Source organism: Marinactinospora rubrisoli (assembly GCF_042664915.1).
In the GTDB taxonomy this organism is placed as follows: domain Bacteria; phylum Actinomycetota; class Actinomycetes; order Streptosporangiales; family Streptosporangiaceae; genus Marinitenerispora; species Marinitenerispora rubrisoli.
On the sequence record NZ_JBHTBH010000007.1, the window covers coordinates 156,636 to 172,131 of the forward strand.

General features: G+C 73.3%; 14 protein-coding genes and 1 tRNA gene. 9 read left to right on the forward strand and 6 right to left on the reverse strand.

Features of this window, described 5'->3' with window-relative positions; all coding sequences use genetic code 11:
• The gene (locus tag ACFQRF_RS15960) at positions 1-1,512 is read left to right on the forward strand and encodes an alpha/beta hydrolase (RefSeq protein ID WP_379872088.1); all 1,512 of its coding nucleotides are present in this window, start codon (positions 1-3) and stop codon (positions 1,510-1,512) included.
• Between the two features lie 93 nt (positions 1,513-1,605).
• Positions 1,606-1,678: transfer RNA gene (locus ACFQRF_RS15965), tRNA-Thr, on the forward strand.
• 147 nt (positions 1,679-1,825) lie between these two features.
• Here ACFQRF_RS15965 and ACFQRF_RS15970 read toward each other — a convergent pair.
• Together ACFQRF_RS15970 and ACFQRF_RS15975 are read right to left on the reverse strand one after the other, a co-directional pair.
• On the reverse strand, positions 1,826-2,152 hold the full coding sequence (locus ACFQRF_RS15970) for a hypothetical protein (protein ID WP_379871889.1): 327 nt from the start codon (positions 2,150-2,152) through the stop codon (positions 1,826-1,828).
• Between the two features lie 345 nt (positions 2,153-2,497).
• Positions 2,498-3,112, reverse strand: a complete 615-nt coding sequence (locus ACFQRF_RS15975) for a ClpP family protease (RefSeq protein WP_379871890.1) — start codon at positions 3,110-3,112, stop codon at positions 2,498-2,500.
• 547 nt (positions 3,113-3,659) lie between these two features.
• Between ACFQRF_RS15975 and ACFQRF_RS15980 the strand changes: the two genes are divergently transcribed.
• Together ACFQRF_RS15980 and ACFQRF_RS15985 are read left to right on the forward strand one after the other, a co-directional pair.
• Entirely contained in the window at positions 3,660-3,989 is a 330-nt protein-coding gene (locus ACFQRF_RS15980; RefSeq protein ID WP_379871891.1) for a hypothetical protein, read from the forward strand.
• Between the two features lie 181 nt (positions 3,990-4,170).
• Complete coding sequence (locus tag ACFQRF_RS15985; RefSeq protein WP_379871892.1) at positions 4,171-4,467, forward strand: hypothetical protein; 297 nt, start codon at positions 4,171-4,173, stop codon at positions 4,465-4,467.
• 15 nt (positions 4,468-4,482) lie between these two features.
• On the opposite strand, the gene ACFQRF_RS15990 is transcribed toward ACFQRF_RS15985, so the two are convergent.
• Entirely contained in the window at positions 4,483-5,865 is a 1,383-nt protein-coding gene (locus ACFQRF_RS15990; protein WP_379871893.1) for a 6-phospho-beta-glucosidase, read from the reverse strand.
• A 220-nt stretch (positions 5,866-6,085) separates the two neighbouring features.
• Here ACFQRF_RS15990 and ACFQRF_RS15995 point away from each other — a divergent pair, with 220 nt between their 5' ends.
• Complete coding sequence (locus ACFQRF_RS15995) at positions 6,086-7,261, forward strand: carbohydrate kinase family protein (RefSeq protein ID WP_379871894.1); 1,176 nt, start codon at positions 6,086-6,088, stop codon at positions 7,259-7,261.
• 105 nt (positions 7,262-7,366) lie between these two features.
• On the opposite strand, the gene ACFQRF_RS16000 is transcribed toward ACFQRF_RS15995, so the two are convergent.
• Complete coding sequence (locus tag ACFQRF_RS16000) at positions 7,367-9,184, reverse strand: BCCT family transporter (RefSeq protein WP_379871895.1); 1,818 nt, start codon at positions 9,182-9,184, stop codon at positions 7,367-7,369.
• 702 nt (positions 9,185-9,886) lie between these two features.
• Complete coding sequence (locus ACFQRF_RS16005) at positions 9,887-10,735, reverse strand: exonuclease domain-containing protein (RefSeq protein WP_379871896.1); 849 nt, start codon at positions 10,733-10,735, stop codon at positions 9,887-9,889.
• Positions 10,736-11,148: 413 nt separating this feature from the next.
• On the opposite strand from ACFQRF_RS16005, the gene ACFQRF_RS16010 reads away from it, so the two are divergent.
• Both ACFQRF_RS16010 and ACFQRF_RS16015 read left to right on the forward strand, forming a co-directional pair.
• Positions 11,149-11,364, forward strand: a complete 216-nt coding sequence (locus ACFQRF_RS16010; RefSeq protein WP_379871897.1) for a hypothetical protein — start codon at positions 11,149-11,151, stop codon at positions 11,362-11,364.
• 156 nt (positions 11,365-11,520) lie between these two features.
• The gene (locus tag ACFQRF_RS16015) at positions 11,521-11,931 is read left to right on the forward strand and encodes a hypothetical protein (protein WP_379871898.1); all 411 of its coding nucleotides are present in this window, start codon (positions 11,521-11,523) and stop codon (positions 11,929-11,931) included.
• A gap of 40 nt (positions 11,932-11,971) precedes the next feature.
• On the opposite strand, the gene ACFQRF_RS16020 is transcribed toward ACFQRF_RS16015, so the two are convergent.
• The gene (locus ACFQRF_RS16020; protein WP_379871899.1) at positions 11,972-12,526 is read right to left on the reverse strand and encodes a hypothetical protein; all 555 of its coding nucleotides are present in this window, start codon (positions 12,524-12,526) and stop codon (positions 11,972-11,974) included.
• 596 nt (positions 12,527-13,122) lie between these two features.
• Here ACFQRF_RS16020 and ACFQRF_RS16025 point away from each other — a divergent pair.
• Both ACFQRF_RS16025 and ACFQRF_RS16030 read left to right on the forward strand, forming a co-directional pair.
• Positions 13,123-13,956, forward strand: a complete 834-nt coding sequence (locus ACFQRF_RS16025; protein WP_379871900.1) for a hypothetical protein — start codon at positions 13,123-13,125, stop codon at positions 13,954-13,956.
• 540 nt (positions 13,957-14,496) lie between these two features.
• The gene (locus ACFQRF_RS16030; RefSeq protein WP_379871901.1) at positions 14,497-15,468 is read left to right on the forward strand and encodes a transposase; all 972 of its coding nucleotides are present in this window, start codon (positions 14,497-14,499) and stop codon (positions 15,466-15,468) included.
• Positions 15,469-15,496: the final 28 nt, after the last annotated feature.

The window sequence follows — 15,496 nt, forward strand, 5'->3', positions numbered from 1 at the left end:
ATGGCCTGCGCCACCGTGATGACCATGCTGGTGGCCGGCTGCGGCCGGTCCGGCGACAGCGACCAGTACCCGAGGGCGCTCGCCGACTTCTACCGGCAGGAGGTGTCGTGGAGCGACTGCGAGCGCGTGTTCGAGTGCGCCACCGTGGAGGTGCCGCTCGACTACGACGACCCTGAGGGCGAACGGCTGGACATCTCCGTGATGCGGCTGCCGGCCGCCGGTGACGACCGCATCGGGTCACTGGTGATCAACCCCGGCGGGCCGGGCGGTTCCGGGCTCGACTACGTGCGCGCGGCGGGCCGTGTCATCTCCGACCAGGTTCGGGAGCGGTTCGACATCGTTGGATTCGACCCCCGTGGAGTCGGTGAGAGCTCCCCGCTGCGCTGCCTCGACCGCGCCGGACTGGACCAGTACCTCGGGGGCGGGGCCGGGCAGGAGACGGGCGCCGACCCGGCCGAGCTCACCCCGGAGCAGGTGGACGACCTCGCCGAGAACTACGAGGACTTCACGGAGGCGTGCGAACGGCGTTCGGGTCGGCTGCTGCCGTACATCGGAACGGAGTTCGTGGCCCGCGACATGGACGTGCTGCGGGCCGTGCTGGGCGACGACAAGCTCAGCTACCTCGGCAAGTCGTACGGCACCTTCATCGGCGCCATGTACGTCCAGCACTTTCCCGAGCGGGTCCGGGTCGCGGTGCTGGACGGCGCGATGGATCCCTCGCTGAACGGGCTGGAGACGAGCGTGCAGCAGGCCGGAGGGTTCGAGACCGCGCTGCGGGCGTTCGTCGCCGACTGCGTCGGCCGCTCCGACTGCGCGCTGTCCGAAGGGCCGGGCAGCACGGTCGAGGACGGGATGGACCGTCTCGTCGAGCTACTCGACCGCGCCGACGAGCAGCCGTTGCGCAACACGCTGGGCGACGGGCGTGAGGTCACCCGCTCCCGGGTCGAGATGGGCCTGCTCGCCGCCCTGTACAGCAAGTCGTTCTGGCCCGAAGTGCGCGCGGCGCTGACCGCCGCGTTCGATGAGGGCGACGGCACCGGGCTGCTCAAGCTGGGTGACCGGCTCTACGGGCGGGAGGGCAAGCACTACGAGAACATGACGGCGGCCCTCATCTCGGTGAACTGCGCCGACCACCAGAGCCCGCGCGAGATCGGCGACTACCAGGCGGCCGCGGAGGAGGCCGCGGAGAAATCGCCGATCTTCGGCCCGTCGCTGGCGTGGGGTTCGCTGCCGTGCGCGTTCTGGCCCGAGGACGCGGTCAACCGGACGCCGGAGATCGACGGAGCGGGGGCGCCCCCGGTCCTGGTCGTCGGCACCACCCGCGACCCGGCGACGCCGTACGAGTGGGCGGAGAGCCTGGCCCGCCAGCTGCAGTCGGGCGTCCTGCTGACCCGGGAGGGGGACGGCCACACCGGCTACCGGATGGGTAACGCGTGCGTCGACGCCGCGGTCGACGGCTACCTGCTGCGCGAGGAGCCGCCGCAGGACGGGACGGTCTGCCAGGCCGAGTGAGCCCGCGCCGCCCGAACACGCCGCCGAAGTCCCGGGTACGGAGGGCTCCCGGGACACGCTAAACTGGTGACCGCCTCGCGGCGCGGGGCGCAGGCCGCCTTAGCTCAGTCGGCAGAGCGATTCACTCGTAATGAATAGGTCGTCGGTTCGATTCCGACAGGCGGCTCAACTGAAAGCCCAGGTCAGTTTCCAACCGGCCTGGGCTTCTCCGCTGTCCGGGGTGGAAGCCGGCCGCGTGCTCACCCGACGGCAGAGGTGCAGCCGCGCCCCCACCGGACGGGCGGTGCGGACCGTGCCCCGCACAGGTGCGGGGTCACCGCTCCAGTTCCGTGACGAACCGCCCGTCGACGCTGATCCGGTAGCGGAGCGGCCGGAGTCCGGCCAGCACCCGCCGGCGGATCATCTCGATGGTCACACGGTGCCGGTCAGCGGTGCCGATGTCGAAGCCGAACTCCCTCGTCAGCGCGAACGAGAGGTGCGGCGACCGCGCCTCGGTCACCGTGCGGCCATCCACCCGGATGCGGACGCGGCCCCAGAACTGGTCGCAGCGGAACTCCAGCGTGTGGCGCTCATGGCGTGTCACCAGCGTGTAGCTGAAGGACGATGTGCGACACAGCAGGCTGCTGGACGCCCTGTTCATGGGGCGATCCTCCCTTCTCCGGCCGGATTTCGGCGACAGCCGGCCCTCGGCGATCCCGCGCCGAACCGGCGGGCGCGGGTCGAACCGGTCATAGTGGCCGGCCGTTCGAAAAGGACCTCCCTCGGCAGCCGGGCCGCCCATTCCACGTTGGGCTTGGCGGTGCGAAAGGAGCGCGATCCGCATCGTGCCAGCGGCATGGACGATCCGGTGGCGTGGTGCTGCGAGCCGGGTGCGGCTTGGACGCGGCCGGTGGCCGTTCGGATCCGGCGTGCCGTCGACTGCTCGCCGGGGGGAGTCGTGCGGGACGGGCGGTCCTGCGGTCCGGAGCCGCCCGTCCCGACACGGTCAGCCGGCCGACACGGTGACGGGAAGGTCGGCGGCGTCGCGCACCACGTGGTCGACGAAGCCGTACTCCTTGGCCTCCGGCGCGTTGAACCAGCGGTCACGGTCGCCGTCGGCCTCGATCCGCTCGACCGGCTGGCCGGTGTGGAACGCGGTCCGTTCGGCCAGGACGCGCTTGAGGTAGCGCATCTGCTCCGCCTGGATCCGGATGTCGGTGGAGGTGCCGCCGACGCCGCCGTGCGGCTGGTGCATGATGACCCGCGAGTGCGGCAGCGCGTAGCGCTTGCCCGCGGTTCCGGCGCACAGCAGGACCTGGCCCATGGAGCCGGCCATGCCCATGGCCACGGTGGCCACGTCGTTGGGCACGAAACGCATGGCGTCGTAGACGGCCAGCCCAGCGGTGACCGACCCGCCGGGGGAGTTGATGTACAGAGTGATGTCGCGGGTGCGGTCCTCCGCGGAGAGCAGCAGGATCTCGGCGCACAGTCGGTTCGCGACGGCGTCGTCCACTTCCTGGCCGAGGAAGACGATGCGCTTCTCCAGCAGCCGCTGGAGGACGGAGTCAGGGAGAGCGGAATTCGGGGAGTCGGCGGTGTCCGCTGCGGATGGTGGATGCATGCCGACAGAATGTGGCCCGGGTTTCGGGGGCGGCAAGCGAAGTTCACCGGGGGCGGAAATCCTTCGCTGTCAGGGGAAACGCGTTCGCCGGTCGCGGAATCGGGTGACATGCCGGTGCGGCGTCCGGGTGAGCCGCGGCGGACATGGCCCGCTGGTGCCGCGCCTCGCGAGCGCGAGGCGCGGATCACGTACGGCCGGCTCCTTCGGCGACCGCCGTGGTGCCAGCCCCGCCGGTCGCCGGCTCACCGCTTGCGGGGAATGCCGGCCAGGCAGCGGGCGCGTCCCACGCCCGTTCTGACATCGCCGCGAGGTGACGGCCTTCACGGATGGCGTCTGCGGCGGAAATGCGCGGCGACGCGCGGTTTCGCGGCAGACGGCGAGGCCGTCCGGCACGGTCGGCCGTCCGCTGCGGAGCCGCGCGCCAGCCCTGCCACGGGCACCCGCGGCACCCGCGACGAACGCCGACGCCGCGGCCACGGACAGTGGTCCACCCGCCGGGGCAGGACGGCTTGGAGGCTCCGAGGATCAGGCGCTAGTGTCTCGCGCCATGGTAATGATGCTGCTCCTCGTCCTCCTGCTGCTCGTGGTCGTTGTCGGCGGCGCCGTGGCCCTGATCGCCGTGCTGGTGTCGCGCAAGAAGCCGCGGCCCCAGGCCCGGCCGCCGCGTCAGCCGGCGGGATACCACCCACCGGCCACGGCTCCGCACGGGACGCCGCACCAGCCGGTCGTGTCGCCGGTCGTCGGACAGCGGGTCCGGGAGCTGCTGGCCACGGGGCGCTACGCCCAGGCGGTCGAGACGGTGCGGGTGCAGAGCGGGCTGGACCCGCACATTGCCGAGCGGGTGGTCGCCGACATCCGCGACGGGCGTCTCGGCTGACGCCGCGCCGGGGCGGGCACCGGCACCCGGCGGGGGCAGCATCTTGTGCGGCGTCAGCCGCCCAGGTGCGTCGGCGAGGTGCTCGCGAGCGCGGGGCCCGACCACCATGGCGGTAATCCGGTCACCGTTGCCCACCGGGACACTCTGGAACCCTTGGGGGAGCGCCGGTTAGGGTCGCTCCATGGGTTCGATGCTGCTGATCTTCGCGCTGGTGGTGGCCGCCATCGTCGCGGTCATCGTGATCGTGGTCCTCGTGCTGGTCTCGCGCGCGGGGTCGCGCTCCTCGATCCAGCCTCCGCCGGGCGGCTACCCGTCCATGCGCCGCGGACCGGGAGGCTGGGAGACCAGCCGTCCGCAGCGGCCGAGGACCACCGGCGGTCGGGCGCCGCGCCCGAAGCGCGGTGGCGGTTCGGCGGCGAAGCGGGCCGGTGGCCCGCGGCACCGGCCGGGCGGCGGTGGCGGGCGACGCCGCGGCTGACCCGCCCGGGCGCTCTCACGGCCGGGGCAACACCTCGCGTAGTTCCGGGAAGGCCGCCAGGTAGCCGTCCAGCAGCGTGCGCGCCGTCGTGACCGAGTCGACCAGCGGGTGGAACGCGAACGCGCGCAGCGCCGGCGTGCGGGAGCCGGTGCGTACCGCCGCCAGCACCTCGCGCTCGGCGGACTTCACCGCGTGGACCAGCGCCGACTGGTGCGCGGTCAGGGCCCCGGCGGCCAGTGGGCGGGCGCCGCTCGCGTCGACCAGGCTGGGGACCTCCACGACCGCGTCGTCGTCCAGCCCGGAGATCGCTCCCCGATTGCGGACGTTGACGATGAGCCGGGCGGGCTCGTCGCGGGTGATGGCGCGCATCACCGCGAGCGCCACCTTCTCGTAGCCGCCCCCGTCGAGATCCTCCTCGGCGCGCTCCACCCCTCCGGCCGCGCGGCGGTTGTCGGCCATGTAGGTCTCCTCGCGCTCCAGCCGGGTGCGGTCCCACAGGGCGAAGGCATCGGCGGGGCGGCCGGCCGCGTCGCGGTAGAACTCCCGCTGCTGGGCGGTGATCTGCTCGCCGCGGGTCGGGCCGCCGCCGGCCACCGTCTCGGCGACCGCCTCCCGGGCCTCCCGCGCCATGTAGTAGTAGTGCAGGTACTCGTTCGGCAGCGCACCGAGCGCACGCAGCCAGGCGGCGCCGAACAGCCGCCCCTCCTCGAAGGACGTGAGCGCCGCCTCGTCCGCGAGCAGGTCGGGCAACCGGTCCCGCCCACCGGCGTGCAGACCGCGCAGCCATCCCAGGTGGTTGAGCCCCGCGTAGTCGAAGCTCACTTCGCGCGGGTCCAGCCCGAGCGCGCGCGCCGCCCGGCGGCCCAGGCCCACGGGGGAGTCGCAGATCCCGATCACCCGGTCGCCGAGCACCGCCGACATCGCCTCGGTCACCAGGCCGGCCGGGTTGGTGAAGTTGACCACCCACGCGCCCGGCGCCCGCTCGGCCACCGTGCGCGCGATCCGGTCGGCGACCGGGACCGTGCGCAGCCCGTAGCTGATGCCGCCCGCGCCCACGGTCTCCTGGCCGAGCACGCCGGCGGACAGCGCGACGCGTTCGTCCAGGACGCGGCCGGCCATCCCGCCGACACGGATCGCGGAGAACACGATGTCGGTGCCGTCCAGCGCGGCGGCGAGGTCGGCCTCCGCGCGCACGGTCAGCTTCGGCTCACCGTGCGCGGCGCGGTGCGCGTCGCGCTGCCGGCCGAGCACCGCGCCGATCGCCCGCAGCCGGGCCGCGTCACGGTCGTACAGCACCACCTCGGAGATGGGCGCGTCGCCGCGTACGGCGTCGGCCAGGAGCGCGCGGTGCACCAGCGGTACGCGGAAGCCCCCGCCGCCGAGAATGGTCAGCCGCACGTCGTGCCCCTTTCCGCGGATCCGGTGATCGATCGTCCACCGCGACCAACAGTAGTGCCGGAGACACCGCGGGGAAGCCCCCGTTTTGACTACCCTTCACTCTTGATCGACCCGAATCGGCGGGGAGCCGTCCGCGGCCGGTGAACGGACAGGTGGGGCGCCCACGGCGGGTGACGGTGTGCAGGACTCCGATGGCGAGTGAACGGGGAAGGGAGCCGCCATGGCGACGCAGGGGCGGGCGGCGGGCGGCGCGCAGCGCCCGGAGTCCGAGTACACCAAGCTGGAATCCACTCCGCTGGTCGGCGAGCCGCACGACGTGCTGGCGGACGCGCGCGAACCCGACAGCCCGGCCATCGACCTCGCGCTCAGCGGCACGGTGTTCTTCGACATCGTGCTGACGGGCCTGGCTGCGCCGCCCGCCAGCGGCACGGAGGTCGGCGCCGAGGGGATGGGCTCCTGCCCGGGCGGGGTGGCCAACCTCGCGGTCGCCGCGGCGCGGCTCGGACTGCGCACGGCGGTCGCCGCCGCGTTCGGCGAGGACGTGTACGGAGACTTCTGCTGGGAGACGCTGTCCGGTCAGGAATCGGTGGACCTGTCGGCGTCGCGGCGCATCCCGAACTGGCACTCGCCCTTCACGGTGTCGCTCGCCTACCGCGGCGACCGAAGCATGGTGACGCACGAGCACCCCTCGCCGATCCCGCTGGATCTGATGGCCCACGAGCTGCCGCCGGCCCGCGCCGCGTTCGTCAGCCTGAGCGCCGACTCCGGCGTCCCGGAGTGGGCGCTGCGCCAGGCGGCCAACGGGGCGCGCATCTTCGCCGACGTGGGCTGGGACGACAGCCAGACCTGGTCCGGCTCGGTCCTTGACCAGCTCCAGCACTGCCACGCGTTCGTGCCGAACGCCATCGAGGCCATGTCCTACACGCGGACCGGCAGCCCCGCCTCGGCACTGGCCGCCCTCGCGGACCACGTGCCGGTGGCCGTCGTCACGGACGGGCCGCGGGGCGCGCTGGCCGTGGACCAGACCACGGGGGAGTCCGCCGAAGTCGAGGGGCTGGTCCTGGACGCGGTGGACACCACGGGCGCGGGCGACGTCTTCGGGGCGTCCTTCATCGTGGGCACGCTGGCCGGCTGGCCGCTGGAGCAGCGGCTGCGGTTCGCCAACCTGTGCGCGGCGCTGTCCGTGCAGCACACGGGCGGCTCGCTGTCCGCCCCCGGCTGGGCGGACATCGCCGCCTGGTGGGGGCCACTCGCAGGGAACGCCGTGAGCAACGGCGGGGGAGGGGGCGCGCCGCAGCTGGCCAGGGACTACGGCTTCCTGGCCGACCTGGTGCCGCGCCCGTGGCTGCCCACCGACCAGCGCCGGGCGAGCGCCACCATCGGGCTGCGTCACTAGCACGTTCGGCGGCGCGTGGAACGCGGCCGGCCGGGCGGCCGCCGCGGCGGGTGAACGCCGACGGCGGGGCCGCCCGGCCGGAACATGCCGGGTGCGGCGTGCCGGCTAGTCGGCCGGCCGCTCGGTCTTGACGGAGACGGTGGCGGTGGCGGCGCCGTTCCGGCCGCCGTTTCCGTTGCCGTCCTCGGCGGGCGAGATCTCGATCTGGAAGTCGCCGTCGTAGTCCTGGGCGCCGGCCACCACCGCGGCCGTCACCACCTCGTTCGCCTTGTGCGAGCGGACGATGAGCGGGTCGCGGCGCAGGTCCCGGACCAGCGCGACGCAGAGCAGGATCATCACGATCGTCCACGGCGCGGCCACCAGGATCGTGAGGTTCTGCAGGCCGTCGAGGGCGTTGCCGTCCGTCCCGCCGACCACGAGCATGATCGCCGCGACCGCCGCGATGAGCACACCCCACAGCACGGTCATGGACTTGTGCGGGTCGTTCGCGCCGCGCTGCGACAGCGTTCCCATGACGATGGAGGCGGAGTCCGCCCCGGTGATGAAGAACACCGCCACCAGCAGCGCCACCAGCACGCTCACCACGGTCGCCCACGGGAAGTTCTGCAGCAGGCTGAACAGCTGCGCCTCGGGGCTGGCCTCGCCGGCCAGGTCGATGCCCGAGGTCTGCAGGTCGATCGCGGTCCCCCCGAGGATCGCGAACCAGACCAGGCTGACCGCGGACGGCACCAGGATGACGCCCGCCACGAACTGCCGGATGGTGCGGCCACGGCTGATCTTGCCGATGAACAGGCCGACGAACGGCGTCCAGGAGATCCACCAGGCCCAGTAGAAGACCGTCCACGACGAGAGCCATTCGGCGGTGCCGGCACCGCCGGACGCCTCGGTGCGCGCCGCCATGCCGAAGAAGTCCTGCAGGTAGCCGCCGAGCGTCGTCGGGACCATGTTGAGGATGTAGACGGTCGGGCCGGTGACGAGCAGGAACACCAGCAGCAGGGCGGCCATCGCCATGTTGGCGTTGGACAGCCACTGGATGCCGCGCTCGATGCCGGACACGGCCGAGAGCACGAAGCACACGGCCAGGGCCGCGATGATCCCGATCAGCAGGCTGATGCTCACCGTCGCGACCCAGCCGAGCTGCTGGAAGCCACCGGCGATCTGCAGCGCGCCCAGCCCGAGGGAGCAGGCCGAACCGAACAGCGTCGCGAAGATGGCGAGTACGTCGATCACCTTGCCGACGGGCCCGTTGGCGTGACGCTCACCGATCAGCGGGATGAACGCGGCGCTGATGAGCTGCCTGCGCCCGCGGCGGTACGTGCCGTAGGCGATCGCCAGGCCGACCACCGCGTAGATCGCCCACGGGTGCAGGGACCAGTGGAACATCGTGGTGGCCATGGCGGTGCTGGCCGCCTCCGCCTGGGTGCCGCCACCGGTTCCGGGCGGCGCCTCCACGAAGTGCGCCAGCGGCTCACTGACCCCGTAGAACATCAGCCCGATGCCCATGCCGGTGGCGAACAGCATGGAGATCCAGGAGAGCGTGTTGTACTGCGGCGGCTCGTCGTCGCGGCCGAGGGTGATGTTGCCGTACTTGCTGAAGGCCAGCCAGAGGGCGACGATCACGAACGCGGACGCCGCGAGCACGAAGCCCCAGCCGCCGAAGTGCATGAGGCCGCCGAGCAGCCGTTCGGAGGTGGCGGCGAGGGACTCCGTCGAGAGGACACCCCAGCCGACGAAGGCGAGGGTCAGCGCGGCGGCGACCCCGAAGACGATCCAGTCGGTCTTCGGGGTGGTCGTTGACGTGGATATCTCGGGAGGTTCCCAGAGGAGGTCTTCGGTCGTGTAGGGCTCGGATTGTCCCGAGCCGTTGTTCTGGTCGTCCGCCGGCTCATCTACCGCGCGGACCTTCTTGTCGTCTATCGCCACGATGTTCGGCGCTGGGTGGGCGCCGCCTCCTTCCAGGCAAGGTGCTGTCATGGCCCGCCCGCCGCGTTCCGGTCCCCGCCGAAACGGAGGGCGGCGTCCGTTGCGTGGCGCACTCACCGTCGCGCACGAACGCACACCGCGATCCGTCGAGCAGGGTGCGGTGCACCGCGCCGTTGCGGCGACGCAGGTGCCCCGCTCGGGTAACGGGGGGACAGCGAACCGTCGCGGTTACGGGGAACACTGCCGGGCGGTGCCGGTGCGGTGAGCGGGGCACAGGTCTGGGTGCGGCGCTCAGAGCACACGCGCCGCTGCCTACCCCGTCAAGGGCGACTCGAACAAAAAACCGTAAAATCGCAGGTGAGCGAGGTAGATGGCGGCGCGGAAACGTGTTCCGTGTCATTGGCATACGGACAAAACGGTCACTCCACGCTACCTGCTTCGACACTGTGGCGCGATGGAGGGCCGCTCAAGGCGGACTCGACACGGCCGGCGAGCGCGGAGCCGGAAGCGGGTCCAGCCCGAGCGGCTGCGGAGCGGGAAGAACCGTCCGAGCGGCTGCGGAGCGGGAAGAACCGTCCGAGCGGCTGCGGAGCGAGGAAGGCTCCCTGGCGGTGCCGAACTCCGGCCGGCCCCGGGCGCTGTGCGGCTTGCCACATGCGCAAGAGGGGCCGGGCGCTGCACCGGCCCCGGGGCGGAGAAAGCTCAGACCGGGATGGCCGCCGGCCACGTGCCATCGATCACCCGGCCGTGCCCCGGACGACGGCGATCCAGCCATTCCTGGCGGCTGCGCGCGTACCCCGCGGCCCACTCGATCTGCCGGTCGTGCAGGGCGGGCAGGGACAGGGCGGCCAGGTCGGGGTGCCGGGCGGCGATCTCCTGCGACAGCGCGAGGCAGGCCGCGGCGTCGGCGATCGCGGTGTGCGCGTCGGTGAGATCCACTCCGTAGTACTCGCACATCGCGCCCAGGTTGCGCGGCCCACGGCGGTACGGGTCGATGCCGCGGTCGATCACCAACGGGTCGATGATCGGGCGCGGGGCCGACCCCAGGCGGTCGGCGAGCGGCTTCATTTCGCGGCGGCGCAGTTCGTTGTCGAGGACGCCGAGGTCGAACGGGGCGTTGAAGATCACCAGCCCGCGACCGGCGACGAGGTGTTCGACGAGCGCCCCGGCGATCTCCTCCAGGGCCTTCTGGGCCGGAACTCCCTCGGCGCGGGCGCGTTCCGTGGTGATGCCGTGGATCGCGACCGCGTCCTCGGGGATCTCGCGGTCGCCCGGGTCCACCAGCCAGGTGCGCGCGGTACCGGCGGAGTCCACCAGGGCGGCGGAGACCAGGAACGCCTCCCGGGGGTCATTGGAGGAGGTCTCGCAGTCGTAGCCCGCGAGGCCGACCGTGTGCCATCCGAAATGGTCGCCGCGCGGTGGGGGCACGGGCCGGGGCTCGTGCTCGGAGCAGCAGGTCCGCCAGCGTCCGTCCTCTTTGATGACGACGCCCGCCTCGGCCGCCACCTCGGCCCCGCAGGTACGGCATGACCCGGGATAACGGTTTCGCATGGACAACCCCTGTCTCCTTGACGACCGGTACACCCCGGGTGGCGGTCGAACCGGCCGCCTGGGTGGCGGTGAACGGCCAAATCGTAAGTGCGTCGTGTGACAGTACCGGTGGAGCCGCGCCGAGAACGGGGGCCGCTGATCGGGCCGGCGTCCAGCCGCTTCGGGGGACCGGACCCGCCCCGGCGGACGCCCGGCGCGGGTGCCGAGGGGCCGGCCGGGAGCCGTGGTGGCCGTCGCCGCTGCTCACAGAGCGTGACTCTCGCCTGTTCACGGGGGACGAAGCTCCGTGACGGACATGGCGGCCCCCCGGCACGGGTACACACCCCTAGCGCGCGAGCCAGCGCGCGCCGGGTAGTGGCCGGCCGGGGACCGCGGATCCTGCGGCCGGTTGAAGCGGAGAGGGAGCGGAGAGCATGAGCCTGGACGAAGCGACACGCCAACTGGAGGCCGCCATTCACGACGCCCGCGTGGCGTTCGACTGCATCGCCCTTGACGAACTGGAACGGGCGCACACGAGCGTGATCACCGCGCGGGCCGCGGTGGACGCCGCGGAGAACGCGGTCCGGGTCGCTCTGCGGGAGCGGGAGGACTCGGGGGACCGCGACGGGGCGGCGCCGGACCATCGCTGATCCCCGGCCGGCGGGCCGCGGCGGTGCCCGCGCCCGGTCAGGGGGACGGGCGGCCTCCCCCTCGCCGTTCGCCGCGGCCCCATGCCGTCTCATGATTGCGGAAAGAGTGACCCTGGGCTCTCGAACGTCTGTTCTAGTTCTCGATATGCTGGCACCATGTCCGACCAGCGGTTATCCCAGGATTGGCCGGCGAGCGTGCATCCGCCCGAGGCGGAGACCTTCGAGCAGACGGCCATCGTGTGGCTGTTCGACAACGTCCCCGCCGACTACCGGCTGCACGGCGTACTCCGCCGGCACCCGGTGGCGCTGTCCCGGCTCGCCCGCCAGCACGTCGCCGCGTGTCTTGAAGGCGCCCGCGAGGGGTACCGCACCGCCCGGGTCGACCTGCGGGACTTCCTCCCGCCGCACGCCATCGAACAGGTGATGAACGCCTACCTGGCCGAGGGCCGCCGGATGGCGGCCACACTGCGGTCCATCGAGCTCGTGGACGACGCACTGCGCGCCACCGCGCTGCGGGCGGGCCGCGCCGAGGACAGGGACGGGGCGTCGACGTCCGGGAGCGGCTGACGCGCTCCCGGTGGGCTCCACGTCGGCGCCGCTCGTTCGGTCAGCCGGTCACCCGCACCACGACGGCCGTCCCGGCCCCGGTGTTGACCAGCTGGTGGCCGCCGCCCCCGCCGAGCACCCGGGCGCGGCCGGCGGTGAGCCGCTGCACGGCGAGCAGCGCGCCGTTCGGGGCGGCGGCCACCATGTGCGCCTGGCCGTGTGCCAGATAGAGCAGGTCCGCGCCGAGGCCGGCCCCGCGCCCACCCGCTGCCGTGGCGAGCGGCACGAACTCCTCGGGCTCCAGCGCCACCACCGTCACCCGCACCCGTCCGGCGGCCCCCCGCCGGACGGTCCGGGGCGCCGGCTGCCAGTGACCGCGTCGACGAGGCCACAGGCTCGGCCGGGCGAGCGCCCGCGCGGCGCCGCGCGCCGTCGTCAGCAACTGGCCGACGGTCGGGCGTGCGCGGGCGGTCAGGTGGGCGTAGCCGGAACGCTGTCCCGCCAGCACGATGTCGCCGATCTCATCGAGCGCGGACGCCGCCGCGGGCGGCGGGGCGGCGGTGGGGCGGTGGGCACGGGTGTGCGCGAGCGTGGGCGTGGAGACGTCTGAAGACACCGGTGGTGATCCTTCGGGATGGCGGGCACCGCCCCGGCGAGACGGGGCGGTGCGGACGCGGAACGGGAGACTGCGGGCCGGAAGCGCGCGCGACGGACGGATGCCCAAAGCGACAGGCGTGATCCGGATCGGGCACCGCGGTGTGACAGCGGCCGGTCACCCGGTGTCGTTCGTCAGACGTACGGAACGAGCCAGAGCCGTCGCGGCCAAGGGTGGTGGACACCCGGGGCGGGGACGGAGCACACCGCGGCGTACGGGCCCGGCGCCGGACGCGCCGGCGGGGCGAGGGCTTCGGTCAGCGACAACACGAAGCGGGCGAACACAGCGCGCCGGCCGCACGGCGGGCGGCCACGGGGGCCATGCGAGCCATGAGCTGGACCAGGCGGATGCGCGGGTGCATGCCCGTTAGAACACCAACCCGGTAACCCGATGTCAAGCCGGGGGCTCGGGTCGGCGTGTCGGTTCGGTCACGTCGGCCGGCCCCGCCCGCCATCGCGCCGAGAACGCCCAGCGTGTCGGTTCGCGACGGCCGGAACCCGTGGCCGCCACGGCCCGAATTCCCGTCGAAAGACATTGCGGTACCAGGGGCTTCGGTGATGGCATGGGGACCGGCGGGCGGCGCGCGTACCGAGATCCGTGGCGGCACCGCCGGTATCGGGACGGAGCCGTCGGCCCGGGCGGAACTGCGTGGCGGGCCCCCGGACGACGGGGTGGTGGACGGCGGCGCCACCGCCGCCGGCACGGGTGCGGGAGGTGACCACGTGGGGGATGGCGGGTCCGCCCGCCCCGGTTCGGCCGGGCGCGCTGGTGTGCTGCCGGACTCCGTCGCCGCCCGAACGACACGGGTCGCGGTGCGCGCGGTCATCGCCGTGGCCGCGGGCGTGATGGCGGCCGGCTTCCTGGACTGGCGGGCCGGCGTCCTGGTCACCGTCCTCGTGGCGCTCGGCTACCTCCTCCTGCACGCCCGGCCGCGCGGCCGTTCCGCGCAGCCGCACCGCGTCGGCCGGTGGCTGCGCGTCCTGCGGCGGCACGGCTACCACCTGCTCACGGACGGGGCGACCCGGCACGTGGCCGTCGGACCGGGCGGCGTGTACCTGCTGGAGACCCGGTTCTGGCGCGACCCGCTCACCCTCATCGACGACGAGTGGCGGATCGGCGGGGTCCCTGCGGTCCGGGTGGTCGACCGCCTGGTCCGCCGGGCCGCGCGCATCGCGGAGACGCTGCGCCGCGGCGGCGCGGCGGACCACCCGGTGGTCCCGGTCCTGATGGTGGCCGGCCGGCTGCCCGAGCCGGTCATGCGCTCCGGCGGTGCGGTGATCGCCGGAGTGGCCAGTGCGGTGGGCTACATCGCCACCCGTCCGTCCGTCGTCGATCCGCGGCGGGCGGCGGAGATCGCCACCGTGGCGGACGGAGGAACCGTCCGCCCGTGAGAGCCCGCCGGACCCGGCGGCGACCTGCCTGAGCGGGTGTGCGGCCGCTCCGGTGAAGGCGAACGGCCGCCGAGGGGCGCGCCGGTTCGCCGCAACACGGTGCCCGGCCGTGCAGCCGTCCCGGCGGAGCGCCCGGGCGGCGTCCGTGACCGTGCACCGGCTCGCCAAGGACCGAGCCGGAAGGTGGACACCGACGCCGCAGCGCCGTGCAGCGCGTGTTCGCCGGCAATCGGCCGCGCCGCCCGGCGGTTCGCCTGGCCTGGGCCCAATGCTCGGTCCTCTTCGATCGCGGCGCCCGGGCGCCGCGCGGTCGCCGGTGGACCGGACCGGGCGTGGTGACGGACTGACCGGGCCTGGCGGCTGGATCGCGGTGTTGAGGGCGCGGATGCGCTGGCAAGGCGCGCCCAGAGCCCTTCGCAAGGCGGGTGTTCGGAAACAGTTTGAAAATGCGGCAATCGGCGTCAGAACGGTAACCATGCGCGTGTCGCCTCCGGGCATAAGTGAAGCGTCCGGACAGGAGGCAACGACCAAGAAGACCCTGTGCGCCGGAGGCTCCGTGCCGACCCCCCGGCCCCCGGGCGCGGTGACTTCGCCGACGCCCAATGGGCGCCGCTCGAACCCCTGCTCCCCGCCCCCACCACCGGACGACCCGATCACTCCGAACGGACCCTCGTCAACGGCGTCTGCTGGAGGGTCCGCACCGGCGCGCCCTGGCGCGACATCCCCGAACGCTACGGCCCCTGGGCCACGGGCAATGACCTGTCCCGCCGCTGGACCCCAACCGGCGCCTGGGCCCACAGCCTCGACAGGCCGCAGTCCCGCGCGGACGCGGCGGCCCTGGACTGCCGGGCGGTCCCCGTCGACTCCACCATCGTGCGCGCCCACCAGCACGCCACCGGTGCGGTGCAAAAGGGGCCGGGCGAGATCACGAAACGGCCGAGCCCGACGACCAGGCATCGGGCCGCTCCCGCGGCGGGTTCACCACCAAGATCCACCCGGCGTGCGAGCAGGGGCAAAAGCCCCTGGCCGTGGTGGTCACGGCCGGGCAGCGCGGGGACGCCCCGCAGCTGGAGACGGTCAAGGAACGCATCCGCGTGGCGCCACACGGCCGGACCGGACAGCTCGTCGGGGAATCCGCGCCCACCTGCGCTCCCTGACCCGGGACGGTTGGCGCCGTGGCCCTCGGGTCGAGCGCCGGGCTTCCGGAGACGGACCACGGTCGCACGTTGCAGCCGCTCTCAATCCGCCCCCGCTTCAAAAGCGGGGTATCCCGCGCCCGCCGCGGCGCCATCGGCCGTGGATCGCGCGAGCCGGGTGCTCCTCCCGCATCCGGACCGGCCGACCAGGAAGCCCGGGTTCCGGATCGCCGGGAACCGGGGTTCCAGCAGACCGCATCGCGACACGCCGGTGTGCGTCCGCCAGGAGTTGGAAGGCGCTTACAGCCCCGCAGGCACGGGCGATCCGGCGGGCGGCGTCCAGGCGCCAGCGGGGATTTTTGGGGTAAAGCGCTGACTCCCGGCCCGGAGGAACCGTAGATTTT